General features: G+C 74.0%; 25 protein-coding genes. 12 read left to right on the top strand and 13 right to left on the bottom strand.

The window, feature by feature from the left end; genetic code table 11:
* Positions 1-86: 86 nt before the first annotated feature.
* The 3 genes from ACWD4P_RS04175 to asnB form a co-directional block, all read right to left on the bottom strand.
* Positions 87-1,526, bottom strand: a complete 1,440-nt coding sequence (locus tag ACWD4P_RS04175; protein ID WP_449778494.1) for a pyridoxal phosphate-dependent decarboxylase family protein — start codon at positions 1,524-1,526, stop codon at positions 87-89.
* Between the two features lie 165 nt (positions 1,527-1,691).
* The gene (locus tag ACWD4P_RS04170; protein ID WP_449778493.1) at positions 1,692-2,819 is read right to left on the bottom strand and encodes a hypothetical protein; all 1,128 of its coding nucleotides are present in this window, start codon (positions 2,817-2,819) and stop codon (positions 1,692-1,694) included.
* A 300-nt stretch (positions 2,820-3,119) separates the two neighbouring features.
* Positions 3,120-4,970 carry an asparagine synthase (glutamine-hydrolyzing) gene (gene asnB, locus ACWD4P_RS04165; RefSeq protein ID WP_359817627.1) on the bottom strand — a complete coding sequence of 617 codons (1,851 nt, stop codon included), beginning with the start codon at positions 4,968-4,970 and terminating at the stop codon, positions 3,120-3,122.
* Between the two features lie 216 nt (positions 4,971-5,186).
* On the opposite strand from asnB, the gene ACWD4P_RS04160 reads away from it, so the two are divergent.
* Complete coding sequence (locus ACWD4P_RS04160) at positions 5,187-5,462, top strand: hypothetical protein (RefSeq protein ID WP_359817625.1); 276 nt, start codon at positions 5,187-5,189, stop codon at positions 5,460-5,462.
* 96 nt (positions 5,463-5,558) lie between these two features.
* Entirely contained in the window at positions 5,559-7,385 is a 1,827-nt protein-coding gene (gene glmS, locus ACWD4P_RS04155; RefSeq protein WP_359817624.1) for a glutamine--fructose-6-phosphate transaminase (isomerizing), read from the top strand.
* A gap of 98 nt (positions 7,386-7,483) precedes the next feature.
* On the opposite strand, the gene ACWD4P_RS04150 is transcribed toward glmS, so the two are convergent.
* Both ACWD4P_RS04150 and ACWD4P_RS04145 read right to left on the bottom strand, forming a co-directional pair.
* Entirely contained in the window at positions 7,484-8,395 is a 912-nt protein-coding gene (locus ACWD4P_RS04150; RefSeq protein WP_449778530.1) for a glutaminase, read from the bottom strand.
* Positions 8,396-8,569: 174 nt separating this feature from the next.
* Positions 8,570-9,271, bottom strand: a complete 702-nt coding sequence (locus ACWD4P_RS04145) for a DUF3152 domain-containing protein (RefSeq protein WP_449778492.1) — start codon at positions 9,269-9,271, stop codon at positions 8,570-8,572.
* A 400-nt stretch (positions 9,272-9,671) separates the two neighbouring features.
* On the opposite strand from ACWD4P_RS04145, the gene ACWD4P_RS04140 reads away from it, so the two are divergent.
* Positions 9,672-9,887, top strand: a complete 216-nt coding sequence (locus tag ACWD4P_RS04140; RefSeq protein ID WP_359817622.1) for a heavy-metal-associated domain-containing protein — start codon at positions 9,672-9,674, stop codon at positions 9,885-9,887.
* Between the two features lie 90 nt (positions 9,888-9,977).
* On the opposite strand, the gene ACWD4P_RS04135 is transcribed toward ACWD4P_RS04140, so the two are convergent.
* The gene (locus ACWD4P_RS04135) at positions 9,978-10,520 is read right to left on the bottom strand and encodes a DinB family protein (RefSeq protein ID WP_449778491.1); all 543 of its coding nucleotides are present in this window, start codon (positions 10,518-10,520) and stop codon (positions 9,978-9,980) included.
* 94 nt (positions 10,521-10,614) lie between these two features.
* Here ACWD4P_RS04135 and ACWD4P_RS04130 point away from each other — a divergent pair, with 94 nt between their 5' ends.
* The gene (locus tag ACWD4P_RS04130) at positions 10,615-11,577 is read left to right on the top strand and encodes a helix-turn-helix transcriptional regulator (protein ID WP_449778490.1); all 963 of its coding nucleotides are present in this window, start codon (positions 10,615-10,617) and stop codon (positions 11,575-11,577) included.
* A gap of 49 nt (positions 11,578-11,626) precedes the next feature.
* On the opposite strand, the gene ACWD4P_RS04125 is transcribed toward ACWD4P_RS04130, so the two are convergent.
* Positions 11,627-12,961 carry an aminotransferase-like domain-containing protein gene (locus ACWD4P_RS04125; RefSeq protein ID WP_449778489.1) on the bottom strand — a complete coding sequence of 445 codons (1,335 nt, stop codon included), beginning with the start codon at positions 12,959-12,961 and terminating at the stop codon, positions 11,627-11,629.
* A 168-nt stretch (positions 12,962-13,129) separates the two neighbouring features.
* Between ACWD4P_RS04125 and ACWD4P_RS04120 the strand changes: the two genes are divergently transcribed.
* Positions 13,130-13,900 carry a crotonase/enoyl-CoA hydratase family protein gene (locus tag ACWD4P_RS04120; protein ID WP_359817616.1) on the top strand — a complete coding sequence of 257 codons (771 nt, stop codon included), beginning with the start codon at positions 13,130-13,132 and terminating at the stop codon, positions 13,898-13,900.
* A gap of 263 nt (positions 13,901-14,163) precedes the next feature.
* Here ACWD4P_RS04120 and ACWD4P_RS04115 read toward each other — a convergent pair whose 3' ends face one another.
* Complete coding sequence (locus ACWD4P_RS04115; RefSeq protein ID WP_449778488.1) at positions 14,164-15,084, bottom strand: LysR family transcriptional regulator; 921 nt, start codon at positions 15,082-15,084, stop codon at positions 14,164-14,166.
* Positions 15,085-15,300: 216 nt separating this feature from the next.
* On the opposite strand from ACWD4P_RS04115, the gene ACWD4P_RS04110 reads away from it, so the two are divergent.
* Positions 15,301-15,858, top strand: a complete 558-nt coding sequence (locus tag ACWD4P_RS04110; RefSeq protein ID WP_449778487.1) for an SRPBCC family protein — start codon at positions 15,301-15,303, stop codon at positions 15,856-15,858.
* Between the two features lie 474 nt (positions 15,859-16,332).
* Here the strand turns inward: ACWD4P_RS04110 and ACWD4P_RS04105 are convergent, their stop codons facing one another.
* Positions 16,333-17,064: a DUF7873 family protein gene (locus ACWD4P_RS04105; protein ID WP_359817611.1), complete on the bottom strand. Its 732-nt coding sequence runs from the start codon at positions 17,062-17,064 to the stop codon at positions 16,333-16,335.
* Between the two features lie 235 nt (positions 17,065-17,299).
* On the opposite strand from ACWD4P_RS04105, the gene ACWD4P_RS04100 reads away from it, so the two are divergent.
* From ACWD4P_RS04100 to ACWD4P_RS04090, 3 genes are all read left to right on the top strand, one after another.
* Positions 17,300-18,460: an inorganic phosphate transporter gene (locus ACWD4P_RS04100; RefSeq protein ID WP_359817609.1), complete on the top strand. Its 1,161-nt coding sequence runs from the start codon at positions 17,300-17,302 to the stop codon at positions 18,458-18,460.
* Positions 18,457-18,720, top strand: coding sequence for a hypothetical protein (locus tag ACWD4P_RS04095; protein WP_359817607.1), 264 nt, complete (start codon positions 18,457-18,459; stop codon positions 18,718-18,720). The genes ACWD4P_RS04100 and ACWD4P_RS04095 overlap by 4 nt, the downstream gene beginning before the upstream one ends.
* A 302-nt stretch (positions 18,721-19,022) precedes the next feature.
* Entirely contained in the window at positions 19,023-19,436 is a 414-nt protein-coding gene (locus ACWD4P_RS04090; RefSeq protein ID WP_359817605.1) for a hypothetical protein, read from the top strand.
* Between the two features lie 84 nt (positions 19,437-19,520).
* Here ACWD4P_RS04090 and ACWD4P_RS04085 read toward each other — a convergent pair whose 3' ends face one another.
* Both ACWD4P_RS04085 and ACWD4P_RS04080 read right to left on the bottom strand, forming a co-directional pair.
* On the bottom strand, positions 19,521-19,766 hold the full coding sequence (locus ACWD4P_RS04085; RefSeq protein ID WP_449778486.1) for a hypothetical protein: 246 nt from the start codon (positions 19,764-19,766) through the stop codon (positions 19,521-19,523).
* A gap of 35 nt (positions 19,767-19,801) precedes the next feature.
* Complete coding sequence (locus tag ACWD4P_RS04080; RefSeq protein ID WP_449778485.1) at positions 19,802-21,169, bottom strand: NUDIX domain-containing protein; 1,368 nt, start codon at positions 21,167-21,169, stop codon at positions 19,802-19,804.
* A gap of 447 nt (positions 21,170-21,616) precedes the next feature.
* On the opposite strand from ACWD4P_RS04080, the gene ACWD4P_RS04075 reads away from it, so the two are divergent.
* Complete coding sequence (locus ACWD4P_RS04075) at positions 21,617-22,537, top strand: hypothetical protein (protein WP_449778484.1); 921 nt, start codon at positions 21,617-21,619, stop codon at positions 22,535-22,537.
* A gap of 206 nt (positions 22,538-22,743) precedes the next feature.
* The gene (locus tag ACWD4P_RS04070) at positions 22,744-23,337 is read left to right on the top strand and encodes a DoxX family protein (protein WP_449778483.1); all 594 of its coding nucleotides are present in this window, start codon (positions 22,744-22,746) and stop codon (positions 23,335-23,337) included.
* A 54-nt stretch (positions 23,338-23,391) separates the two neighbouring features.
* Here ACWD4P_RS04070 and ACWD4P_RS04065 read toward each other — a convergent pair whose 3' ends face one another.
* Together ACWD4P_RS04065 and ACWD4P_RS04060 are read right to left on the bottom strand one after the other, a co-directional pair.
* Positions 23,392-24,117 (bottom strand): ankyrin repeat domain-containing protein, encoded by a 726-nt coding sequence (locus ACWD4P_RS04065; RefSeq protein ID WP_449778482.1) that lies wholly within the window; start codon positions 24,115-24,117, stop codon positions 23,392-23,394.
* Between the two features lie 296 nt (positions 24,118-24,413).
* Positions 24,414-24,905 carry an HPP family protein gene (locus tag ACWD4P_RS04060; RefSeq protein WP_449778481.1) on the bottom strand — a complete coding sequence of 164 codons (492 nt, stop codon included), beginning with the start codon at positions 24,903-24,905 and terminating at the stop codon, positions 24,414-24,416.
* A gap of 142 nt (positions 24,906-25,047) precedes the next feature.
* On the opposite strand from ACWD4P_RS04060, the gene ACWD4P_RS04055 reads away from it, so the two are divergent.
* On the top strand, positions 25,048-26,274 hold the full coding sequence (locus ACWD4P_RS04055) for an amidohydrolase (protein WP_449778480.1): 1,227 nt from the start codon (positions 25,048-25,050) through the stop codon (positions 26,272-26,274).
* Positions 26,275-26,452: the final 178 nt, after the last annotated feature.

Here is a 26,452-nt window from a genome sequence, read left to right as displayed (position 1 = left end):
CGCGGCCGGGGAGGGCGGACACCGGGCGTTCCGCTCGCGCGCGGGTGTCCGAAGGTGTCCGCGGGTGCCCGCCCTCCCGGGCGCCGCTACCGCAGCAGCTCGGCGGCCGCGGCCTTGACCTCGGCGAGCAGGAGGCGCAGGTCGGCCTCCGTCGTGGCGGCGTTGAGGAGGCAGGCGCGGAGCATCTCGGCGCCGTCGAGGCGGGCGCCGGTGACGAAGACCTCGCCGCGCCGCTGGACGGCGACGGGGAGGTCGCGGTTGAGGGCGTCGCGGGCGGTGGCGTCCCGGCCCGGGGCGCGGTGGCGGAACGCCACGATCGAGGTCTGCACCTCGGCGAGCAGCTCCAACTCCTCGTCGACTGTGACGAGTTCGCCGAGCCTGCGGGCCAGTGCGGTGCACCGGGCGATGTCCCGGGAGAGCCCGGCGCGGCCCTTGTGGGCGATGGTGGCCCAGACCTTGAGGGCCCGGAAGGGGCGGGTCTGCTCGGTGCCGTACTCGGAGAACCAGCCGAGCGCCCCGGCCGACTCGTCGCGCAGGTAGGAGGGCACGAGGCTGAAGGTGCCGCGCAGCTCCTCGGTGTCGCGGACCAGCGCGCAGCCGCAGTCGACCGGGACACCGAGCCACTTGTGGGGGTCGAGGGCGAGCGAGTCGGCGCGCTCCAGGCCGGCGTAGCGGTGGGCGATGGCCGGGTCGAGCCGGCCGAAGGCGCCGTACGCGCCGTCCACGTGCAGCCAGAGGCCCTGTTCCCCGCACAGGTCGGCGATCGGGTCGAACTCGTCCACCGCGCCGGCGCCGACGGTGCCGGCCGAGGCGACGACCAGGAAGGGCAGCAGACCGGCCGCGCGGTCGCGCTCGACGGCCGCGCGCAGGTCGGCGGTGTCCAGCCGGCCGTCGGGACCGGTGGCCACGGTGCGCAGCTGCCTGCTGCCGAGGCCGAGGAGTTCGGCGGCCTTGCGGACGCAGGAGTGGGTCTCGCCGGTCACGTAGCCGACCAGCGGCGGCAGGCCCGCCAAGCCCTCCTCGCGGACGTCCCGGCCGGCCCGCCGGGCGGCGCGGTCGCGGGCGGCGGCGAGGCAGACGATGGTCGCCATCGAGGTGCCGGAGGTGAGCAGGCCGCCGCCGGCCGGGTGGGGGAAGCCGACCAGCTCGGCTATCCAGCGCACCACGGCGCGCTCCAGGTGGACGTCGGCGTGGTCGCCGCCGGCCGAGCTGGGGTTCATCGCGGAGGCGGCGAGGGTGGCGAGCACCCCGGCGGGCGCGGGCGCGGAGTTGACCCAGCCGAAGAAGCGCGGGTGGCCGTTGCCCATCGGGTACGGCAGGACGTCCCGTCCGATGGTGTCGATCAGCTCGTCGAGCGGGCGGCCCTCGGCGGGTAGCGGGGCGTCGAGCAGGGCCTGGCGGGCGGTCTCGTCCATGGGCTGCCAGACCGGGCGCCCGGGCAGCCCGGCGAGGTAGTCGGAGACCAGGTCGGCGGTGGCGTGGGCGGCACCGCGGAACTCGGTGCCGGGGAAGTCCTCGGTGGTCATGGCGTGCTCCAGGGAGGCCGGGGGCTGGACGAAGCGCCGGGCAGGCGCGGCGTCCTCGGCGCACCCTGATCAGGCGATGATCGGGCGATCCTACGCAAAGGGCCCGCGCCGTGCGGCGCGGGCCCTCATGCTGAGACCGGGGGTTCCGGTCGGGAGACCGGGGTGTCAGTCCAGTGAGCTGGACAGGCCGCTCGCCGAGCGGCAGTAGCCCTGCATCTCCTTGTTGGTGATCTTGGCGCAGAGCCGCCCGGCCGCGCCCCCGTCGGTGTAGTTGACCGTGTAGTAGCTGACCAGGCCCTCGGCGCAGGCCTTGCGCTGCCAGCCGTCGGCGGAGGTGGCGCACTGCTCGGCCGCCCAGTCCTCGCGGTCCAGGTTGTACTTCATGGTGCGCGAGCCGACACCGCGGCTGCAGTCCACCGCCCCGCCACTGGCCTTGCCGTTCAGGCACCACTTGAGGGCCTCGGCGTAGACCTCGGGGTGGTTCGGGTAGTCGTGCGAGGACAGGAAGAAGGTCGGGGCGTAGAAGAAGCAGGCGGACTGGAACAGCGACGGCTGGTCCTTGCACGGGTAGAGCGGGTCCTGGGCGAGCTTGTCGGCCGGCAGGTTCGCCTTGGCCTGCTCGTCCTCCTCGTCCGGGCCGAAGAGCTGCATGAACAGGCCCTCGGAGCAGCGGATCCTGTTCTGGTCGGAGGGGAACTTGTTGCACAGGTCGCGGGCCTTGGCGACGTCCTGCTTGACGACGAACATCGTGCCGTGGCCGACGCCGTGGATGCAGGGGCCGCTGTTCTTGGGCGCGCAGAGCTTGAGCAGGTCGGTCTCGGGCTGGGCGGAGGCGTTGAGCATCTCCTCGACCGCGCCGTGCAGGTAGCCGGCCGCGCAGGTCTCGTGGGGGAAGGAGATGACCTTCTGGAAGTCGGCGTTGAAGCGCTTGACCGCCGCGTGGCCGAGCTCGTGCGCGATCGGGTGGCAGAAGCGCACGGTGTACGGCTTCTCCTTGGTGATCTTGTCGAGGTCGGCGAGGGCGACGCCGGGGTCGCTGGCGTCCATCTCGGCCATCAGCTTGTTGCGCAGCGTGGAGCGGGTCCACACCGCGGGGTCGCCGGTCGGGGTGGCGGCGCCGGTGCCGGCCGCGGCGGGCTTGGCGCCGTCGACGGGGGCGCCAGGGGCTCCGGGGGCGACGGCGGCCCGGGCCGCGCCGGCCGCCGCGGGCGACCAGTCGGTGACGGCCACCGACCCCAGGCCCAGGACGCCCAGGAGCATGGCGGTGAGAATCGCGAAGACTCGCGGCTGCATGACGGGATCCCCCGGCGGATCGAGGTGAACGTTTCTCTCCCATCCTGACGGCACGTGAGCGGTTATCCGCGTTTTCACCCGCCATTCGGGAGGTGTCGGCGACGCTATCGCACCGTGGAACCACCGGGCCCGGCGGGCCTGTTCCGCACAATCACCCAAACGGATTATCGGGGCGCGGACGCCGTTCGGTGCGCCGTTCGGGTGGCGGCGCCCCTGTTCCGGCACCCACGACTCCTGTGCTCCGGTGCCTGCGGCCGGTCCTGCGGTGCCCGTGGTTCCCGTGTCCCACGGCCCGGGCGGTCAGATCTCCAGCGTCACCCGGTACTCCGTCAGCCAGGCGTCGAAGTCCAGCGCGAGGTCCACGGCGAGCCGGACGGACTGCGGGTCGGTGTCCGGGGCGAGCGCGTCGGCGAGGCGCCGCCGGTCCAGCAGGTCCAGGGCCGGGGAGGTGCGTTCGACCGCCAGCCGGGCCAGTTCGGCGCGCAGCTTCGCCGGGTAGTGCGGATCGGTGGTGACCGGGTACGGGCTCTTGGCCCGCTCGGCGACCGCGGGCGGCAGCACGTCCCGGACGGCGGCGCGCAGCAGGCTCTTCTCCCGTCCGTCGAAGGACTTCATCGCCCACGGGGCGTTGAACACGTACTGGACCAGCCGGTGGTCGCAGAACGGCACCCGCACCTCCAGGCCGTTGGCCATGCTCATCCGGTCCTTGCGGTCGAGCAGGATGCAGACGAAACGCGTCAGGTTGAGGTACGAGATCTCGCGCATCCGCCGTTCCGTCGGATCGGCGTCGGGCAGGTGCGGAACCTCGGTGATCGCCTCGCGGTAGCGGGCCCTGCGGTAGCCGTCCAGGTCGAGCTTGCGGAGCAGCTCGGCGTCCAGGAGGTGTTCGCGCGGGGTGGCGCCGCCGCCGGCGATGCCGGTGAGGCCGAGCGCCCAGGGGAAGTCCTCGACGGCGATGGTCGCCGGGTCGTGGAACCAGCGGTAGCCGCCGAACAGCTCGTCCGCGGACTCGCCGGACAGCGCGACGGTGGAGTGGCGGCGCACGCCCCGGAAGAGCAGCAGCAGCGAGGTGTCCATGTCGCCGACGCCGTTCGGCAGGTCGCGGGCGCGCAGCACGACGGAGCGCCGGGACGGGTCCGTCAGGTCGGCCGCGTCGAGCTCGACGACGCTGTGGTCGGCGCCGACGTGCTCGGCGAGCAGCCGGGCGAACGGGCCGTCCTGGGTCTGCCGGACGTCGTTGGCGTGGAAGGTCTCGCTCTGGCCGGCGAAGCCGACCGAGAAGGAGCGCACCGGGCCGGACCCGGTGGCGCCCAGGGTCCGGGCGGCCAGGGCGGTGACGGCGCTGGAGTCCAGGCCGCCGGAGAGCAGCGAGCAGAGCGGGACGTCCGCCTCCAGCTGGCGGTGCACGATGTCGTCCAGCAGCGCCCGGACGGTGGCGACGGTGGCCTCCAGGCTGTCGCGGTGCTCGCGCGCCTCCAGCGCCCAGTAGCGGCGGATCGTGAGGCCCTCGCGGCGCACCCGCACCACGTGCCCCGGGCGGACCTCGTGGATGTCCCGGTATGGGGTGAGCCCCGGGGTGCGGGTGTAGCCGAGCAGTTCGCGCAGGCCGTCGAGGTCCACCACGGGGCGGACGGCGGGGTGGGCGAGCAGGGCCTTGACCTCGGAGCCGAAGACCACGCCGTCCGGTGTGCGGTGGTAGTGCAGCGGTTTGACGCCCATCCGGTCGCGGACCAGCAGCAGCTCCTCGCTCCGGACGTCCCAGATCGCGAGGGCGAACATGCCGTTGAGCCGTTCGGCCAGGTGCTCGCCCCACTGCAGGTAGGCGCGCAGCACGACCTCGGTGTCGCTGCGGGTGCGGAAGCGGTGCCCGGCCGCCTCCAGTTCCGCGCGCAGTTCGCGGTGGTTGTAGACCTCGCCGCTGTAGGTGAGCACGGCCAGCGTCCGCCCGTCGTGCTCGACCGTCATCGGCTGGACGCCGCCCTCGAGGTCGATCACCGCGAGCCGGCGGTGGCCGAGCGCGGCGTGCGGCTCCAGGTGCACGCCGCCGGCGTCCGGCCCGCGCCGGACCTGGGTGGCCGTCATCGCCTCGAGCACACCCCGTTCGGCGGTGAGGTCGCGCTCGAACGCGACCCATCCGGTGATCCCGCACATCAGCAAGCCTCCGGTCTTCCGCTTCGTGTTCAGGGGGTCACGCTACGTGCGGAGTTGGCGCCGCTTCAAGGGGCTTTCGGGAACGGGGGCGAACGGGTGGTCGTTCGACGGCCGAATGTGAAGGAAGCGTGTACGTGGTCTGAAAGTCGTAATGTCTGCCCGATTTCGGGCAGAAACCTTGGCTTCGGCGGGTCGCCCGACCTAGGCTCCTCACTCGTGCCGAGCTCATCCCACCCTCACGAAGACCTCCTCGCCCACCTCACCCGGACCAGCCCGCTCGGGCCCCGGGAGGCGGCGCGGGTCGTGGCGGAGGTGCTGGCGTACTTCTCCGAGAGCACCGAGGAGTACGTGCGCCGCCGCCACACCGAGCTCCAGGCACGCGGTCTGACCAACGAACGGATCTTCGCCCGGCTCGCCGAGGAACTGCCGCAGCGCCGGGTCTCGGCGCCGGAGCTCTCGGCCCGCCAGCTGCGGCGGATCGTCTACGGCTGAGCCGCAGCCGTTCCCGGCCGGACCGGGAGGCCCGCGGCCCCACCCCGGAGGACCGCCCTCCCCGACCCACCGAAGACTTCGAAGAGGAGACCACGCATGTGCGGAATCGTGGCCTACATCGGCCCCAAGGACGCGACCCCCTTCCTGCTGGAGGGCCTGGCGCGACTGGAGTACCGCGGCTACGACTCGGCCGGCGTCGCCGTCACCGGGCGCAGCGGCGGGATCAGGCTCCGCAAGGTGAAGGGCCGGGTCGCCGACCTGGCCGCCGCCGTGCCGGCCCGGTTCAAGGGCACCACCGGCATCGGCCACACCCGCTGGGCCACCCACGGCGTCCCCAGCGACGCCAACGCGCACCCGCACCTCGACAACGCCGAGCGGATCGCCGTCGTCCACAACGGCATCATCGAGAACGCCGACGAGCTGCGCGCCAAGCTCACGGCCGACGGCGCGGTGTTCCGCTCCGAGACCGACACCGAGGTGCTCGCCCACCTGATCGCCGCGAACGTCGCCGAGGGCGTCGAGCTGGAGGACGCGGTGCGGGCCGCGCTCGGCCGGGTGGTCGGCACCTACGGCATCGCGGTGCTCGACGCCGAGCGGCCGGACCGGATCGTCGTCGCCCGCAACGGCAGCCCGATCGTGCTGGGCATCGGCGAGAAGGAGATGTTCGCAGCCTCGGACGTCTCCGCGCTGGTCCGCTACACCCGCCAGGTCGTCCACCTGGAGGACGGCGAGCTGGCCACCGTCCGGGCCGACGGCTTCCGCACCTTCACCGCGGACGCCCGCACCACCCACCGCCAGCCGTCCACCGTGGACTGGGAGGTCGACTCCTACGACACCGGCGGCTTCGAGCACTTCCTGCTCAAGGAGATCCACGAGCAGCCCGGCTCGGTCGAGCGCACCCTGAGCGGCCGGCTCGACGAGCGCTTCGCCACCGCGCACCTCGGCGGCCTCAACCTGGACGCCCGGGAGCTGCGCGAGATCCGCCGGGTGAAGATCCTCGGCTGCGGATCGGCCTACTACGCGGGCGAGATGGGCGCGCAGCTGATCGAGGAGCTGGCCCGGATCCCCGCGCACAGCGAGCCGGCCTCCGAGTTCCGCTACCGCAACCCGGTGATCGAGGCGGACACCCTGTACGTGGCGGTCAGCCAGTCCGGGGAGACCTACGACACGCTGGCCGCCGTCCAGGAGGTCAAGCGCAAGGGCGGCCGGGTGCTCGGCGTCGTCAACACGGTGGGCAGTGCTATCGCCCGAGAGTGTGACGGCGGTATCTACCTGCACGCCGGTCCGGAGGTCTCGGTCGCCTCCACCAAGGCGTTCACCTCCACCGTGGTCGCCTTCGCGCTGCTCGCCCTGCACTTCGGGCGGATCCACGACCTGTCGCCCGCCGACGGCCGCCGGATCGTCTCGGCGCTCCAGGCGCTGCCGGACCAGATCCGCGAGGTGCTGGAGCAGAGCGAGGCCATCGCCGGGCTCGCCGCCGAGTACGCCGACTCCGCGGGCATGATGTTCATCGGCCGGGTGCGCGGCTTCCCGGTGGCCCGCGAGGGCGCGCAGAAGCTCAAGGAGATCTCCTACGTGCACGCCGAGGCCTACCCGGCGAGCGAGCTCAAGCACGGCCCGCTGGCGCTGATCAGCCCCGAACTGCCCACCGTGGCACTGGTTCCGGACGACGAGCTGCTGGACAAGAACCTGACCACGCTGGGCGAGATCAAGGCCCGCTCCGGGCGGATCATCGCCGTCGCCCACCGGCGGCCGGAGGAGAAGCTCGCGGACCACTGCATCCTGGTGCCCAAGAGCGAGCCCGAGCTGGACCCGCTGCTGCTCAACATCCCGCTCCAGCTGCTGGCCTACCACGCCGCCGTCGCCCTCGGCCGCGACGTGGACAAGCCGCGCAACCTGGCGAAGAGCGTGACGGTGGAGTAGCCGCCGTCACGGAGCGCCCGCGGAGCCGGGCGCTCACCACGGACCCGCGGGTCCCGGTCGCTGTGCGGACGGCCGGGGCCCGCGCGCCCGTCCCGGGGTCAGAACACCGAGCACCCGGAGAGGGTGGTCAGGGTGTCCAGGGCGGCGACCGCGGCGACGGAGTTGCCCGCCTGGTCCAGGCGCGGCCCCCAGGCGCAGACGGCGGCGCGGCCGGGGAGTATCGCGAGGATGCCGCCGCCGACACCGCTCTTGCCGGGCAGGCCCACCCGGAAGGCGAACTCGCCGGCCGCGTCGTAGGTGCCGCAGGTGAGCAGGACGGCGTTGATCCGCTTGGTCTCGCTGCGGGACAGCAGCCGGGTGCCGTCGGCGCGCACGCCGTAGCGGGCGAGGAAGGAGCCGGCCAGCACCAGGTCGCGGCAGCTGGTGGCGACGGCGCAGTGGGCGTAGTAGTGCTCCAGGACCGTCTCGACCGGGTTCTCCAGGTTGCCGTGGCTCGCGATGAAGTGGGCCAGCGCGGCGTTGCGGTGGCCGTGTTCGGCCTCCGAGGCGGCGACGACCGGATCGGTGTCGAGCAGCGGGTTGCCGGACTCGCGGCGCAGGAACTCCCGCACCGCGCCGGAGGCGTCGCCGGTCATGGTCTGGAGGCGGTCGGTGACCACCAGGGCGCCCGCGTTGATGAACGGGTTGCGCGGGATGCCGTGCTCGGTCTCCAGCTGCACCAGGGAGTTGAACGGGTTGCCGGACGGCTCGCGGCCGACGCCCCGCCAGAGCGTGTCGCCGCCGTGGGCCACCGCGAGGGCGAGCGAGAACAGCTTCGAGACGCTCTGGACGGAGAACGGCCGCTCCCACTCGCCGACGCCGTGCAGCTCCCCGTCGACGGTGGCGACGGCCATGCCGAAGGCCTCCGGGTCGGCGGTGGCGAGGGCCGGGATGTAGTCGGCGACCCGGCCCCGGCCCTCGGTCGCCCGGGCGGCCGCCGCGGCGGCCTCCAGCAGCACCGGCCAGTCCAGGATCTCCCCGCCGGGCACACCGTTCAACGCTTCTCCTCCACCGGCACCGACTGGGTACGACCGGGACCGGTGGGGCACGACCGGGACCGGGCGCGCGGTGCGGGTGCGTCCGGTCCGACCAGGATTATCCGTGTTCGGGGAGGGGATCCGGTACGGGGGGTGGACCGGGGAGGGTCAGGGGGCGTTCGTGGGCGCCTGGACGGGCGGACCGGTGAGCAGGGCGCCGGCCTCCGAGTACGGCCACCCGTTGGGGACGCAGCCGTGCAGCCCCTTGATCTGCTGCATCATCACCGGGGCCGGGGCGCCCGGGCCGGGGCAGTCGACGTGGCCGTTGCCGAGGATGTGGCCGACCTCGTGGTTGACGGCGAGCGCGTGGTACAGCTCGGGCTTGCCCTGGTAGAACTCGGACAGCTCGGTCCAGCGCTTCAGGTTGATGACCACCTGGTGGGTGACGCCGCAGTTCACCCAGCCGCCGGTGTCCAGGCCGTACTGGCCGCAGATCCGGTCGGTGGACTTCGGCGTGGCCAGGTAGACGGTGAAGTCCACCGGGTCGGCCGGCATCCGCTGGAACGAGGCGGTGCCGCCCGCCGCCCAGCCCTGCCGGACGTCGCCGAGGACCGCGTCCACCTCGGCGGCGAAATGCGCCGGGCTCTCCGCGATCCCGTCCTCCACCCGCACCTTGTAGCGGTACAGGTGCTCGCCGGTGCCGAAGCGGGCGGAACCGCCGGGCGCGGTGGTGAACGCCAGCCGGCCGGGGTCGCTCCCGCCGCGCCACGGCTGCCACCAGAGCAGCCCGGCGGTCAGCGCCGCGACCAGGGCGAGGGCGAGCACGCCGTGCCGGGGCTTCGGGCGGCGGAGCCGCGCGAGCGGCCTCAACGGCCCGCTCCGGGCGGGAGGGCGGTGGTGTCCGGTCGGACGTGGGCCGGGGCCGGGGTGGACATCGGGGCAGTGCTCCAGGACGGGATCGTCGGGCGGACGGGCGGTGGCTCCGGCCGTCGCCCGGTTGTGCGAAGAAACGGTCTCACCTGGAGGAACGCATGAAACGGGGCGGCGGTTCAAGGGGTGTGACGCACGTCATGCGGTGCGGGCCCTGTCGGACGGGCGGCCCGGCCGGTTCCCGGAACCGCTCGATGGTGTCACCCGGGCGGCGTGTCCCTGGGCGGCGGCGCCGGATTCGGGTGTCGTAGGGGGGCGATCCCGTCCTGGGTCGACCCGCCCCGGTTCCGTCCGTCTGGGGCGACCACGTCCCGTCCGGCCTGCCATCGGAGGCGCCGTCATGTCCACCACCGCTGTTTTCACCGTCGACGGCATGAGCTGCGGCCACTGCGAGCGGACGGTCAGCGCCGGCCTCGCCGTCCTGCCGGGCGTCACCGACGTCAGCGCCGACGCGCCGAGCGGCCGGGTCACCGTGGCCTCCGCGCAGCCGCTGGACGACGCCCTGGTCCGCGGTGTGGTCGACGGGGCGGGGTTCACCTTCGTCGGGCGGGCCTGAGGGCGGTGCGGGAGGCGCGGAGGGGTCCGCCGGCGGCTGCCGACGGACCCCTCCGCGGTTCCGGTCCCGGTGGGACCCGTGGGTTCCGCGTCAGCCCATGCTCTTCGCGCCGTCCAGGGACTCCCGGATGATGTCGGCGTGACCGGCGTGCTGGGCGGTCTCGTTGGCGATGTGCAGCAGCACCCGGCGGGCCGACCACTCGGCGTCCGCCTCGAACCAGGGGGCCTTCGGCAGCGGCTGGGCCGCGTCCAGGTCGGGCAGGGCGGCCACCAGCTCGTCGGTACGGGCCGCCACCTCGGCGTACGCCGCGAGGACACCGGCCAGCGTCTCGCCGGGCAGCATGCGGAACTGGTCCGAGCGGCGGGCGAAGTCCTCCTCGGTCCAGCTGGTGAAGTCGGGCATCGCGGCCGGACCCCGCACGATGAACTCGGCCCAGAGCCGCTCGACGTCGGTCACGTGCTTGATCAGGCCTCCCAGACACAGCTCGCTCGCACAGGTCCGCAGGCCGGCCTGCTCGTCGGTGAGGTCGCGGGTGGTGAAGCGCAGGAAGTGCCGCTGCTTCTCCAGGGCCGTCAGGAGGTCGGCGCGCTCGCCGGTCAGCTGTCGGGCGGTGGTGTTCGTGGTCATCGTCATGGCCTTCCGTTCGGTTCCTGCTCCCTCGGACAAGAACAACGCTACGGACCATTGCGGCCACTTTCCGTCCTGAATCCCGGGGAGAATCGGAGGCATGGCGAACACCAGCACCCGGACGCTGCGACTGCTCTCCCTGCTCCAGACCCACCGGTACTGGCCGGGCGAGGAACTGGCCGACCGGCTCGGCGTCTCCGTCCGCACCCTGCGGCGCGACATCGACCGGCTGCGCGAACTCGGCTACCCCGTCGAGGCCCAGCGCGGCGTCGACGGCGGCTACCAGCTGGCCGCGGGCGCCGCGCTGCCGCCGCTGGTGATCGACGACGAGGAGGCGGTGGCCCTCGCGGTGGGCCTGCAGGCGGCCGCCGAGAGCCCGGTGGAGGGCGTCGCCGAGGCCTCGGTGCGGGTGCTGGCGAAGGTGGTCCAGGTGATGCCGGCCCGGCTGCGGCGGCGGGTGGAGGCACTGCGCGCGATGACCGTCCCGGTGGACTGGGGGCAGCAGGCGGGCGCGGGCGTCGACCCGGACGTCCTGACGGTGGTGGCGCTCGCCTGCCGGGACGGCGAACGGGTGCGGTTCTCCTACACGGCTGCCGCCGGGCAGGGCACGGAACGGCACGTCGAACCGCACCGGCTGGTCTGCCTGAAGCGCCGCTGGTACCTGGTCGCGTACGACCTCGACCGGGCCGACTGGCGCACCTTCCGCCTCGACCGCCTCAGTGCCCCCTCCGGCACCGGCGCCCGCTTCGCCCCGCGTGTCCTCCCGGCGGCCGACGCCGCGGAGTTCGTCCGGGCGAGCGTCGACGGCATCTCCCGGCCGCACCGCGTGGAGGCCCTGATCGAGGCACCGGCGGAGCGGGTCCGCGCCCACGTCGGCCGCTGGGCCACCGTGGAGCCCGTCACCCCGCACCGCTGCCGCCTGCGGATGACCGCCGACTCGCTCGACTGGCCCGCGATGGCCCTCGGCTCCCTCGGCGCCGACTTCCGGGTGGTCGCCCCGGACGCCCTGCGGACCCTGCTCGCCGACTGGAGCACCCGCTTCGCCCGCGCGGCGGGGGAGTAGGGGGCGGGACGTCGGGGCGCGCCGTCAGGACGCGCCGTCAGGGGCCTGGTCAGGGGGCGATGGCGTCGAGGGTGGCGCGGAGACGGGCGAGGACGGCCGGGAGGTCGGAGAGCGGGGGCGTGGCGAGGGCCAGACGGAGGGCGCCCGGGTGGTAGGGGGTGGTGGCGAAGGCGTCGGCGGTGGAGATCAGGATGCCCTCGGCGGCCAGGGCGGCGGCCGCGTGGTCGGGGCGCTGGTGGGGTTCGAGGGTGAGCCAGCGGATGTAGGAGGTGGGGTGCGCGGTGCTGGTCAGACCGGCCAGGGCGGCACCGGCGACGGCCTGGCGGGCCGCGGCGTCCGTGCGGCGCTCCCGCTCCAGCCGGGCCACCGTGCCGTCGGCGAGCCAGCCGGTGGCGAGAGCGGTGACCAGGCCGGGCGCGCCCCAGGCCGCGGTGCGCAGGTGGGTGGTGGCGGCCCGGAGCAGGTGGTCCGGCAGGACGGCGAAGCCGAACCGCAGGCCCGGCGCCACGCTCTTGGAGAGGCCGGCCAGGTAGCAGGTGCGCCCGGGTGCGAGGGCGTGCAGCGGTGGCGGCGGCGCGGCCTCCAGGAAGGCGTACGTGCCGTCCTCGACCAGCGTGAAGCCGTGCTCGGCGGCGAGCCGGACGAGCCGTTCGCGCCGCGCCCGGTCGAGCACCCAGCCGAGCGGGTTGTGGACGGTCGGCTGGGTGTACACCGCCCGCACCGGCCGGGCTCGGCAGAGCCGGTCGAGCGCGTCGAGGTCCGGGCCCGCCGCGGTGACCGGGACGGGGGCCAGGTCCAGCCCGTGGGCGGTGGCGAGCAGCTTGATGCCCGGGTAGCCGAGCGCGTCCGCTGCGAGCACGTCCCCGGGGCGGGTGAGCGTGCGCAGGACGCAGTCCAGGGCCTGCTGCGCCCCGCTGGTCAGCAGGACGTTCTCGGGTGCGGTGTCGATCCCGCGGTCCAGCAGATGGGTGGCCACCACCGCCCGGTCGTGCCGGTGGCCGCCCGGCGGGTGCTGGCGCAGCAGGGCCTCGGCGTCGCCGGAGGAGGCGAGCGCGCGCAGGGCCTGCCGCAGCTGGTCGCCCTGCCCGGGGGCGAGCGGCTGGTTGAAGGAGAGGTCGGCCACCCGGGGCACCGGGAGCGCGCGCGAGGGTTCGAGGCCGTCGAAGCCGGAGCGCAGCCGGACGAAGGTGCCGCGGCCCTGCTCGCCCACCACCAGTCCGGCGGCGGCCAGTTCGGCGTACACCCGGGTGGCGGTGGCGAGGGCGATCCGCCGCTCGCGGGCGAGCGCGCGGTGGGTCGGCAGGCGGGTGCCGGCCGGGAGCGCGCCGGAGCGGATGGCGGTCGCGTACTCGTCGACGACGGCCTTGTAGGAGGGCGGTCGCACCGGTCACCTGCCGTTCCTGGGAGTGGGGGCGCGGGCGTGCGGGCGCGGGCGGGGGAGCGCGTGGGGGAGTGTACCCGGGTGTATCCAGGACAATAAGTGGATTGTCCTGGGCGGGTGTTCCTAGCCTCGAACCACCCAGCAGCGAGGCCAGGAACGGAGCCCACCCCCATGACCATCCGCAGCGAGCGGGACCGGCACGTCGTCACCCTCACCATCGACCGGGAAAAGAAGCTCAACGCCCTCGACTACCCGACGATCGACGCACTGCTCGCCGAGCTCGACGGCATCGACGCCGACGACACCGTCCGCGCCGTCATCCTCACCGGCGCCGGCGGGCGGGCGTTCAGCGCGGGCGCCGACATCCCGTCGCTGGCGGCCAGCGTCGCGGGCGGGCCGGAGCGGGCGCTGCGCGAGTTCGTCCGGCGCGGGCACACCCTCACCCGGCGGATCGAGGAGTTCCCCAAGCCGGTCATCGTGGCCGTCAACGGCCTGGCCTACGGCGGGGGTTGCGAGATCACCGAAGCCGCCCCGCTGGCCGTCGCTGCCGAGCACGCGACCTTCGCCAAGCCGGAGATCTCACTCGGCTTCCCGCCGCCCTTCGGCGGCTCCCAGCGACTGCCCCGGCACGTCGGCCGCAAGCGCGGCCTGGAGATGATCCTCACCGGCGACCCGATCCCGGCCGCCCGCGCCGCCGGGATCGGCCTGGTCAACTCGGTCGTCCCGGCGGACGAACTGCTGGACACGGCCCGGGACCTGGCCGACCGGATCATCCGGCACGCACCGACGGCCGTGGCCGCCTGCCTGCGTGCCGTGACCCGGGGCGTCAACCTGCCGATCGACGAGGGGCTCGCGGTCGAGGCGGCGGCCTTCGCCGCGACGGTGCCGACCGAGGGCGTACGGGAGGGGATCCGGCGCTTCCTGGACCGCTCGTCCTCCTGAGGCCGGGCCCGGGCGGGGGGAACCGGAGCCGTTGTCCGCGGGCGACTGCGAGCCTGATCACGGCGGGATGGCGGATCTGCTCGCGCGCGACCGCCCTCCGCGCCGCCTCGCCCGCCGCCAGGCGGCCGACCTCCTCGAACTTCCTGAATTCCCCGGGGTGTTCGCCGTCCGGGAGGCCGGGTTCAGCCGCTCCGAGGAGCACAGCCAGCTGATCGTCGAGGGGCCGGGCGCCGACCCGGCGGCGGACGCCGGACCCGGCCCGGTCAGTCGGCCTGCGGTGCGGCGGCGGGGGGAGTCCCGCGGCCGCAGTGGGCGGCCACGGTGTCGGCGAAGGCGCGGGCGAGCGGGCCGAGGTTCTCCCAGTCCCGGACGGCCCAGCCCGCGGTGAGGGCGGGCAGGTCGGGCAGCGGGAGCAGCCGCAGGCCGGGATGGCCGGGGCCCTGCCACTGCGGGAGCGCGGGGACGACGGCGTGGCCGAGGCCGAGTTCGGCGAGCAGGATCGCGGTGTCCCAGTCCGCGACGCTGGTGTCGAAGACCGGCCGGATGCCCGCCTTCCCCAGCCAGGCCTCGACCTGGGAACGGGAGACGGAGTTCTGCGGGAGCCCGATCAGCCGGGCGTCCTGGAGGTCGGCGGGCGAGAGCCGGGCCCGGGCGGCGAGCGGGTCGCCCGCCGCGACCGCGAGCACCCAGGGCAGCTCGACCACCGGCCGCTGGTCGATGCCCCGGGCCGGGACGCCGAGGGTGATCCAGGCGAGGTCGACCCGGCCGGCGGTGAGCGACTCCAGGCAGCTGCGGCTGGAGACCTCGGTCTGGAACTCCAGGCTGACCTGGGGGAAGCGCCGCCGGAAGTCGACCACGGCCGCGGACATGAAGTGCCGGATGCTGGTGGCCCCGGTGGTGATCCGCACGGATCCGCCTTCGCCGCGGGCGAGTTCGGCGATCCGGTGCAGCGAGTGGTCGATGCTGCCGAGGCCGGCGGCGACCGCCGTGCGCAGCAGGTTCCCCGCCCTGGTGGGGACGACTCCGCGGGGGTGGCGCTCGATCAGGGCGAGGCCGACCTCCCGTTCGAGCCGCTTCACGTGCTGGCTGACGGCGGACTGGGTGCGGTTCAGGTCGCGGGCGACGGCGCTGAGCGAGCCGGCCCGGCAGACCGCGGCGAAGACGCGGAGGTCGTCAATGGTCACGGAGACCCAAGGTATCCCTTGGGGGTGTCCCAGCACATCGGCGGATTGACTTGGGTGTTCCGGGGGATCGATCATCGAAGCAGGGCCCAGGGCGGCAACCCGCCCGCAGCCCCGCCGGCGTTCCGGACGCGATGGCGGGGCGCGGGCGGGTGTCGACCCGCGACGACGGACGAGAGCGGCGTGCGAGCGCCGTGACGAGGGACAGGGGGAACGGGGATGCGGTACGCCGACGGTCCGGGTGCGCGGTGCGAGGTGTTCGTCGCGGCGCCGGTGGAACGGGTGTGGGAACTGGTGACGGACATCGCCCTGCCGGCCCGGCTCAGCCCGGAGCTGCGACGCGTCGCCTGGCTGGACGGCGCGGACGGCCCCGCGGTCGGCGCCCGCTTCGAGGGGCACAACAGCCGCAAGGACATGCCCGACTGGCGGACGGTCTCCGAGGTCACCGAGCTGACCGGGGTGACGGAACCGGCCGGTCCGCACGGCCGGCACGTCTTCGCCTGGGGCGTGATGGACGCGGACGGCCGCTACGGCGAGCCGGTGTCGGACCTCGCCGGAGCGCTCGCCCGGTGGCGCTTCGAGCTGACCTCCGAGGACGGCGGCACCCGGCTGTGCCAGTCGGTGGTGGTGGGCCCGGGCCGCAGCGGTGCCAGCCTGTACATCGACGCCGAGCCGGAGCTGGAGGAGCGGATCGTCGACTTCCGGCTGAACGAGCTGCGCACCGGCATGACGGCGACCCTCGACGGCATCAAGTCGCTGGCCGAGCAGCCCTCCTGAGGCCGGCCACCCGCGGAACCGGGTGGCGGGAAAGCTGAGAGGACCCGGGAGCGTAGCCTGCTCCCGGGCCCCTGATTGCCGCCCAATTGCGCACACCGGCACGTTTAAGGGCCGCGGATCAGATTGAAATCGACGCGTTCTACCTTTGAACTACCGTGCCACGGAGCGGCACAGACGGGACTTGAACCCGCATTCGTCGATATTCGTCCGCACCCGGTCGATCCGGTGTTCGGCGGCGAATGCTGAGACTGGAGCGAGAGTCTGAGATTCAGGGGGCCTGCCTCTGCCTGCCTTGGGCTACCCCGGCCGGTGGCGCCGGGAGGAGGATTCGAACCTCCACTGTGACCCCTCGTCAGCTTCAACGTCAGTTTCAGCTTTTCGCACCGCGCAGCGCACGCACCCGTCCGGCTCCCCGGTCGGGTCCGCGTCGCGCCCGGTGCACCCGCCCGGCTCCCCGGGCGGGCGATCATGGGGCTACCGGAACAGGTAGCCGAAGACGGCGTCGCCCACCCGCTGGTCGGTGACCTCGACCGCGTTGGCCTCCTCGCGGGCGAACTTCACCGCCTGCTGGAGCTTCTCCACCCGCTCGGCGAGCTCGTTCACCCGGCGGGCCGGCAGCGCGCCGGAGAACTTGACCGTGGTCCAGTAGCCGACCGCGACGTCCTCGTAGTAGACCTCGACCTGGGCCGGGTGCTTCTCGGTGGCCTCGGCCTTCACGTGGTTGCGCGGCACCTTCTTGGTCCGGATGGTGCGCACCGGCTCGGTCTTCCAGGAGTCGGTGGACGGGTCGAGGTTCCAGGACTCGGAGGCGTCCAGCACCGGGAGCTTCTTCACGAAGGTGAACAGGTCGGTGAGCTGCTTCTCCAGGAAGAGCAGGTACGGCACCGGCACCCGGGGGAGCAGCACCTGGCCGTCCACCACCACGTCGGCGCGGGCGTCGATGTTCGCCCAGTCCTTGGTGGCCGTCACGTCGAAGAGCCGGGTGAGGGTGTTCGCCGTCGACCGCAGGATGTCCTCGGCCTTCAGCTGCACCCGGGTCGACTCCGGCGGGAGCTGCTCGCCCTCCTCGTCCTTGGGCTGGTAGGCGCGGGAGATCCCGGCCAGCAGCGCGGGCTTCTGCAGGTCCTGGTGGGCCTGCGTCAGCTCCTGGAAGGACTTGGACTTGACGCCCTTTTCAACGGCGATGATCTGGTTCAGCTTTGCCACGCCGGGGACGCTATCAGTCGTGAACTGATCGGCAACACTGAATTATTGACCGATCGGCTGACCGATCGGCTGGCCGATCGGGCGGGGCGGGGCGGGCGAGGAGAGCCGTGCGTGCGCCAGGCCGCGCGCCCGGTCGCGGCGTACTGGTCCGATCGGGTGATGCCCCGGGCCATCCCGGCCCGTCCAGGTCGTGGGAGGCCGGTTCGACGGCGGTCGGCGGGCTAGGTTCGTCCCCGTGATCGGCAATGACGTGGTTCTGGCGCTGGTGGTGCTCACCGCGCTGGGGTTCGACTTCACCAACGGGTTCCACGACACCGGCAACGCCATGGCGACCTCGATCGTCACCGGCGCGCTCCCGCCGCGGGTCGCGGTCGGCGTCTCGGCGGTCCTGAACCTGGTGGGCGCCTTCCTGTCGACCGCGGTCGCCGCGACGATCGCCAGCGGCCTGGTGCAGAGCCACGACGTGACGCTGACCGTGGTCGTGGCGGGCCTGACGGGCAGCATCCTGTGGAACCTGGCGACCTGGTACGTCGGGATCCCGTCGAGCTCCTCGCACGCGCTGATCGGCGGCGTGGTCGGGGCGACCATGGCGGCGGCCGGCGCCTCCGCCGTCAAATGGCAGGGCCTCGTCGCCAAGGTGATCGTGCCGGCCGCCCTGTCGCCGTTCATCGCGGGCTCGGTCGCCGCCCTCGGCACCTACCTCGTCTACCGCCTCACCCGCGGGGTCGACGAAGGCGCCCGCACGCGCGGCTTCCGCGGCGGCCAGGTCGGTTCGGCCTGCATGGTCTCGCTCGCCCACGGCACCAACGACGCGCAGAAGACCATGGGCGTCATCACCCTGGCCCTGATCGCCAACGGGACGCTGAGCGCCGACGCGAAGGCCCCGGTGTGGGTGATCGCCTCCTGCGCCATGGCCATCGCCCTGGGCACCTACGTCGGGGGCTGGCGGGTCATCCGGGCGCTGGGCAAGGGACTGGTGGAGATCGAACCGCCGCAGGGGATGGCCAGCGAGTCGGCCTCGGCCGCCGTCATCCTCTGCTCCGCCGACTTCGGCTACTCGCTCTCCACCACTCACGTCGCCACCGGGTCGATCCTCGGATCGGGGGTCGGCAAGAAGGGCGCGGTCGTGCGGTGGAACATCGCCGGCCGCATGGTGGCGGCCTGGCTGCTCACCCTCCCCGCCTCAGGACTGGTCGGGGCACTGGCCTACTGGGCCGCCCTCGGCATCGGCGGCACCGGCGGCGTCGTGACCGTCTTCGCCGTTCTGGTGGCGGCGTCGATCGCCTTCTTCGTCGCCTCCCGCTACCCGGCCGTCACCCCGGAGAACGTCAACGCCGCGTGGACCGGCTCGGTCGTGCCGGAGCCCGAGACTCCCCCCGACAAGGTGCGCCTGTGAACTCCTGGGTCAATGTCGACGCGCTCTGGAAGATCGTCGTGGTCGGGATCCTCGCCGGCGCCGGCCTTCCCGCGCTGTTCGCCGTCGGCGTGCGCGCCCTCTACCCGTCGGTGGGAGGCGCTCAGGAGGCGGGAGGCGGCCGGGCCGCGGGCTCCCGCCCCACCGGCGGGGCGCTCGGCTACGCCGTTGCCGCGGTGTGCTTCGCGGTGGTCCTCGCCGCGATCGGCCTGGGCATCTTCGTGATCGTCAACCACCGCTGAGCGCGGCCCGAGCGGTGCCTCCTGGTCTTCCTGGGCCTGCTCTTCGCCGGGGCCGGCGGGGCGCCGGGCGGGGGAGGGCGGAGAGGTCATGTCCCCCAGGTAGCGGCCGCCCGGGCCGCGCCGGGCCGGGCATCGCCCGGAGGTGCGCAGGTGACGGCTCGCCGGTCCATCGCCTACTGTTACAGAGCGGTGACATTCCGTCCACAACCCGTGTGCGGGGCGGTGCGTCCTGCAGAGTGACAGAGCCCGAGTCGCACCGCTCGTGCCTTCGGGCCGAACCCTCCTCGTAAAGGGGTGCACCTGTGATCGTCTCCAAGCGGAACTCCCTGCGCCTGGCCGCCGTGACCACCCTCAGCGCGCTCTCCCTCGCCGTGGCGGGCACCGCCATGGCGGACGCCCCCGTCTCCCAGCCCGCCCCCGTCACCCAGCCCGTGCCCGCCGCGCAGGCCGGGATCACCGCGAAGCCGTCGGTCTCCTCCGTCCAGGCGTGGCAGCTGTTCCGCGTCACCGGTACGACCACCGGCCTCGCGCCGGGCAGCACGGTGACGCTGCAGCAGAAGCAGAACGGCGCGTGGGTCACCCTGCCCGCCTCCGTCACCACGACCCGCGACGGGTCCTACTCGCTCGGCGTGAAGCTCGGCATCAAGGGCCTGAACGAGCTGCGCATCGTCAGCGGGAGCACCGCCTCGCCCGTGTTCACCGTCACCGTGCTCTGACCCGATCCGCACGGCCACCGCTCGTGCGGCCCGGCACCGAAGGGAGGTGCCGGGCCGCACGAGTTCGGCACGTCAGGGGGCCGACTACTCGGTGGGGCGGGAGCCGCGCGGATGCGGTGGGCCGGGATCCAGGCGTTCGAGGATGTGGTCCACTCTCCCGTCGGGCCGGTAGAGGGTGCGGTAGGCGTACGGGTGCGCCGCGCTGGGGAGCGTGACCACGCCCTCGTCGACGACGGTGCGGCCCAGGGTGATGGCGCGCAGCCGCAGATCGACGTCGGGGGGCAGGCCTTCCTGCTCCGGTGGCGGTGGGCGGCGGTGGCGGCCGGGCATGTCAGAAGGTGACCGGGTGGGGAGTGGGGTGGGGTTCACGGGGTGCTCGGGGCGGCTTCGGTGAGCAGGGGCAGGTAGTGCCGCAGATAGGGCGGGACGGGCAGGTCGAGAACCTCGTCGAAGGGGACCATGCGGACGGCCAACCCCTCGTCGCCGAGCCGCAGGGCGGCGTCGGGGCCGTCCCAGACGGCGTGCAGGACGCGGGTGAGCGGGAGGCCGAGGTCCTGGTGCGGGTCGGGCAGGGGCCGCAGCCCGGTGATCTCGATGCCGGCCTCCTCGCGGACCTCGCGCACAGCGCTCTCCGGGGCGCTCTCGTCGGCCTCCCGCCAACCGCCGATCGGCGTCCAGTGGCCGGGCCAGGGCATGCCCGGCCGGTCCTCGCGCTGGTGCATCAGCAGGCGGCCGGAGCGGTCGGTGACGAAGACCAGGACGCCCTCGAAGTCGTCGCCGTCCGGGGTGGGGTGCTCCAGGTAGAGCGGAACGCCCGAGCGGTGGGCGCGCAGGATCTGCCGCAGCCGCCGGTAGCGGTCCGGGTCCATGAGGGTGCGCCAGTCGTGGGCGCTCTCGAACCGCCACTCGGTGTGCTCGGTGGGATCGAGGCGGATCCGGGCCTGCTGTTCGGCGGTGAGGGTGCCGCCGTCGAAGACGTAGCCGCACGCCGGGACGGGGTGGTGTCCGGTGCCCGCCTGCTCGTGGATGGCGGCGACCAGCCGCCTGCGGGCGACGACCTCGGGGTTCTCGGCGGCGAGGTCGAGGCCGAGTTCCTCCCGGGCCTCGCGCAGGGCGGTGGCGAACGGGGTCTCGCCGCGTTCGACGTTGCCGCCGGGGAAGTTCCAGGTGCCCGGGTCCAGGGCGGAGCGCATTCCGAGGACGCGGCCCTGCGGGTCGGTGACCAGGAAGCAGCCGTAGGAGCTGGGCCGGGCGATGGTGGCGAGGTAGCCGCCGGCCGGACGCCAGCCGGGAACGGCCAGCCGGCCGATCAGCCACTCGATCGCGGTGCGCTCCCCGTCGCCGGTCGGCGGCAGCCCGTCCACGGTGGCCCAGCGGTGGTCGTCGTGATCGGGGGAGAGGGCGATCGGGGAGCCGGCCGGAGCGACGGTGGTGAAGACGAACTGCCGTACCCGCCTTCCGTGTCGGTCGGTGAGGTCGAGGTGCCGCGCGTACTCCGGTGTCGGGCCGGTGAGCCCGGTCTGCTCGGCGAGTTCCCGGGCGGCGCCGGCCGCAGGGTCCTCGTCGCCGTCCCAGGCGCCGTGGGGGTACTCCCATCGGCCGGGCAGGTCGTCGTGCGCGGTCCGGCGGACCATCAGGATCCGTCCTGCCGGGTCGCGGACCACCACGCCGACGTCGATCCGCTCGATGCCCTCGTGCAGGGCCAGGTCGGTCAGCACGTCGAAGTCGATCACCGGGAGGACTCCTCGTTCGGGTGGGTGGGGCTGCTGGTCCGGCCGTCCGCTTGGCCAAGTGGTCGACGCTGGCCGCGAGTTCGGGACGGTTCGACGGGTCGATGGCGCCTGATGATGGTGCTGTTCGAATGCGGCATTCAAGCGGCTTCACTCGTTCGGATGGTCGGGTGTTGGAGCAGGTTTCGGGTGTCGGGAGCCCTCCGCCGAGTCGGCGGGAGCCCACGGCACGGAGGGGCACGGAGGGGCGCGGAGGGGGGCAAGGTGGGCAGGGACGAACCACGGGGAGCCGACGCGCGTGCGGCGTCCGGCCGGAGGAACGAGGGACGTGAATCGCCGCAAGCGCTACCGGCGGCCGCAACCCGCCCGGGAGGATGGGCACATGGCGGCCGCCGCTCGAAGCGGACGGCGTTGGCCGGACCAGCCTGCTCGACCGACCAGGAGAGAGTCATGCCCACTGCCCCGATCACCTCCGGTGACTTCCCCACCAGCCCGCTCGCACTGCGCTCCGCCGACCCCGGCCGACAGGTCAAGGCCCGCGCCTTCGCCGCCGAGCAGGCGAGCGCCGCCGTCGAAGCGGCCGGCCTGCTGGCCCGGGCATGGGAGAGCGCCCCGGACCGTCCGGCCCGGGTGGCCGCGCTGGCCACCGTCCACGCGCGACTGGTCGACTGGCGCTACCGCCTCGCCGTCACGATGGGACCGCCGCCCGGCGCCGGGACCGCCTTCGACCCGGAGCGCTTCCGCACCCCGATCCGGGACGGCGACACCAACTACGACCGCCTCGGCGAGGTCCGAAGACTGCGCGAGGGCGCGGCGTGGGACCGGGCCACGCGCACCTACACCGGAGGCCGCGCGACCCCGGCCTGGGACGCCATGCTCCGCTACGGCCGTCTCGCCGAGGAGCGCTTCGCCGCCGAGGGCGTCGAGGGCGACACCCTCCAGAACTGGGCACTGCTGCCGGACGGACGGCGGATCGCCGGCAACCGCATCCTGCGGGGCGACGCCGCCCGCCGCATCGACGCCGAACTCACCGCCCGGTACGCGGCTCGGGGCCTGGACGCCTCCTGGGTGGAGGGCGGCGGCAGACCGATCTACACCGCCACCCCCACCCCCCGGGACAGCGCCGCCCTGCACGCCGCCGCCCTCGACCTCCTGGCCCGCCCCCGCCTCACCACGGAGGACTACCTGCTGGCCCGCTACCTGCTCTTCCAGGCCCCGCAGGCCAAGAAGGGGAGCGACGCCGTGACCAGGACCTTCGTCGTCGTGGTCGGTGCCGTCGCGCTTCCCGGCCACGCGCCGGCCCTGACCGAGGACGTGGACCTGCGCTGCTACGTCCTCGGCCAGCCCGTCCTGCCGCCCGCGGTCCGCTGACCGCCGACTGCCGACTGCCGCGACCGTTTTGTCGATCTCTATCCATCGGGGGAACGGGGCGCTAGGCTGCGGGCTTCCGAGCCGGCACCTGACGGGCCGTGCCCCGGTCGGTGCTTCGGGCCGCCCCTCACCCGGATCCCGCCTGCCGTGGTGCATTCCGTCCTCTTCGGTGCCGGGGACTCCGAAGGGATCTGAAGGAGGGGCGGATGGAGTCGTATCTCGCGCGGGTGGTGAGGTCGGGCAGACGCCGGGCCGACGGTTTTTCCCGCGGCTACCGGCGGGTGGCCCCGGTGGCCCTGCGGGTCAGCGTCGGGGTGGTGTACCTCTGGTTCGGGGTGCTCAAGTTCGTTCCCGGGGGCAGCCCTGCGGAGGACCTCGCCACCCGCTGCATGAGCCTGATGACCTTCGACCTGGTGCCGCCCGGCGTCTCGCGGCCGCTGCTGGCGCTGATGGAGGTCGCCATCGGGGCCGGCCTGGTCACCGGGGTGCTGTTCCGTGTCGTCCTGGCCGTGTTCCTGGTGCACATGACCGGGGTGTTCGCGACGCTCGTCCTGCTGCCGGACGAGGTCTGGCTGCACGGAGTGCCGCCCGTCCCGACGCTGGAGGGGCAGTACATCCTCAAGAACGTCGTGCTGATCGCGGCCTGCCTGGCCGTCGCCGCCCGGGGTGAGGAACGGGCCGAGCCCGGCCCGGTTCCGGGCGAGGCGCCCGAGCCGGCCCCGGGTGGCGGCCAAATCGCCGTCGTCGCGCTCGCGGCCGGCGGGGCCCCCGAGCCCGCGCAGCGGCCGTCGGCGGGCTGACTCCGCCACGGCACCGTCCGGGGAGTGGTACGGGGACACCCGTCCGCCGGGGTTTCAGGCGGCGGCGCCCGGGCCCTTCCCGTGCTCCGCGCGCTTGGTCGTGTCCTCCGTCCCGGTCCTGGTCCCGGTCCTGGTCCCGGCCTCGGTCTTGGCCTCGGCCGTGGTCTTGGCCTCGGCCGCGCGCAGCGCCTCGGCGATGCCGTGGAAGCCGCGGCGCTCGGCGTGGCCGCGGGCGGTGACGCCGTCGGCGTCGGGGAGGTGCGGGTCGGCGCCGTGGGCGAGCAGGAGGCCGACGATCTCCTGGTGGGCCGGGCCGCCGTCACCGAGGAGGACGGCTTCGAGCAGGGCCGTCCAGCCGAGGTCGTTGACGTGGTCGGCGTCGATGGCGGTCTCGCCGAGGACCGCGCGGACGTAGGCGACGTGACCGCGCTCGGCGGCGGGGATGACCGACACCCCGCCGTAGCGGTTGCGCAGGCCGAGGTCGGGGCCGCCGGGAAGCAGGGCGCGCAGCATCGGGACGCTGCCGGTGATGCCGGTGACCAGCCAGGGGCTGTTCAGCTGGGCGTCCTGCGCGTTGACGTCCGCGCCGGCCTCGACCAGTAGCCGGGCGACGGCGACCCGGTCGGCGAAGGCGGCCCGCAGCAGCGGCGTGCGGCCCTCGGCGTCACGGGCCTCGACGGCCGCACCCGCCGTCAGGGCCGCGCGGACGGCGTCGAGGTCGCCGCGGTCGGCGGCGTCCAGCAGGGCCCGGTCGGCGGGGGAGAGCGGGAGGGCGGTCATGGCGGGTGCTCCTCGGCGGGGTGGGCGGACGTACGACGGCCCCAGCCTGCCGTCCCGGGTGCTCGGGGGCGCCGGAGGGGCGGTCGCCATTGTCGGGCGGAACGGAGGACGGCCGGGTCATCCGATCGGATGACCCGGCCGTCGGCGTTCGGCGGGAGAGTGGAGGGGGCGGAAGCGCACGGGAGGCGGTGGCCGCGGCGTGGCCCGGAGCTACGGCCCGGCCAGGAGCCATGGCGGCGCCGGGAACTCCGGCGGCGCTGGGAGCTCTGGCGGCGCCGGGTGCTCGGGCGTCGCCGTCACCAGGACACCGGGTAGCGGACCGGGTGCCGGCCGATCCGGTGGGGCAGCAGGCCGATGAGGACCAGCAGACCGGCGGCCAGCGCGAGCAGCGGGAGGAAGGGCACGGGGTGCGGCGCCTGCAGGACCACGATCACGGCGGTGGCGACGGCCGGGGAGTGCGAGAGGTGGGTGAGCATCATCGCGCCCAGCGAGAGCCCGGCGGCGACGGCCGCGCCCCAGGCGGTGCTGCCGGTGACGGCCAGGGTGGCGAAGCCGATCAGGGCCGATATCAGCTGACCGCCGAGCAGGTTGCGCGGCTGCGAGATCGGCAGTCCGGGCGCGCCGTGCACCAGCGCGGCGCTGGCGACCAACGGCGGGATCAGCAGCGGTTGGTCGAGCAGTACGCCCACCCCGACCAGGAGGAGCAGGGCGCCGATGGCGAAGACGGTGGCCCGCAGCGCGTGCAGCGGGTGCGGTCCGGGCGTGGCGGCGGGCGGTGGTGTGGGCATGCGTGAGCGACTCCGGACGGGGGACGGGGACCCGGAGATGATAAACAGAATGTTGAAGGAAAGGTTGGACGTTTTGCCTGTCGGACAGATTCCGTCCACGAAGTCGGACCACCCCGGGAACCGGAGCGAGAGCGAGCACCCCATGACCACGCCGTCCGTCACACTCTTCCGGAACGTCCGCCCGTACGGCGCCGAGCGGGCCGTCGACCTGGTCTCCGTGGACGGCCGGCTCGCCGAGCGGGTGCCGGACGGAGCGGTGCCGGAGGTGGTCGAGGGCGGTGGCCGGATCGCCCTGCCCACCCTGGTGGACGCGCACATCCACCCCGACAAGACCGCCTGGGGCGAGCCCTGGTACAGCCGCCGCCCGGCCGGCTCGCTGCCCGAGTACGTGCAGGGCGACGTCGACCTCCACCGGAACCAGCGCACCCCGATCGCCGACCGGGCCCACCGGCTGCTCGGCCACGCCGTGACCCGCGGCACCCGCGCGGTGCGGGCGCACGTGGACGTCGCGCCCGCGTACGGACTGGCCGGCGTGACCGGGCTCGCCGAGGCCCGCGAACGGCTGGCCGGCGTACTGGACGTCCAGCTGGTCGCCTTCCCCCAGCACGGGGTGCGGCGGATGCCCGGCGCCGGTGCGCTGCTCGCCGAGGCGGCGGCGAGCGGGCTCATCGACGCCATCGGCGGCATCGACCCGGCGGGCTTCGACGGCACCCCGGCCGAGGGCGCGGCCGGCTCGGACGGTGAGGGGCCCGCCCAGCTGGAGCTGCTGTTCGGCCTGGCCGTGCAGCACGGACTGCGCCTCGACATCCACCTGCACGACCGGGGCGAGCGCGGCCTCGGCCCGCTGCGCGACATCGCCGCACTGACCAGGGCGGCCGGACTGGCCGGCAAGGTGGTCGTCAGCCACGCCTTCTGCGTCCCCGAGCTGACCGGCGCCCCGCTCGCCGACCTCGCCGCCGAGCTGGCCGAATCCGGCGTCGGCCTCACCACCGTGGCGCCCTCGGCCCACCAGGTGCTGCCGTTCCGCGAGCTGCGGGCGCACGGGGTGCGGGTCGGGCTGGGCTCGGACGGGGTGCGCGACTCGTGGAGCCCGTACGGCAACGCCGACATGCTGCACCGCGCCCACCTGCTCGGCTGGACCACCGACGCCCGCACCGACGAGCAACTGGCCGACTGCTTCGCACTGGCGGCCGACGGCGGCGCCGAACTGCTGGACCTGCCGGCCGCCGACCTGACGCCGGGCTCGCCCGCCGACTTCCTGCTGGTGACGGGCGAGTGCCTGCCGCAGGTGGTGATCGACCTGCCGGCGCGCGAACTGGTGGTCCGTGCGGGCCGGGTGGTGGCGCGGGACGGGCGGCTCACGGCCTGACGGGCGCGGGCCGACGGGACCTGCCCGGCGCCGGGCGGGCAAGTGCCGGGCGGGCCAGTGCACGGAAGGCCGGTGTCGGGCAGGCCGGTGCGCGGAAGGTCGTGCCGAACAGGGCGACTGGGGGGAGCCGGAGGACGCGCCGAGCTGTCGGCGTGAGGTTCGGTGCGAGGCTCGGGGT

Source organism: Kitasatospora sp. NPDC002543, assembly GCF_053594915.1.
This window is presented reverse-complemented; position numbering and strand designations above follow the sequence as displayed.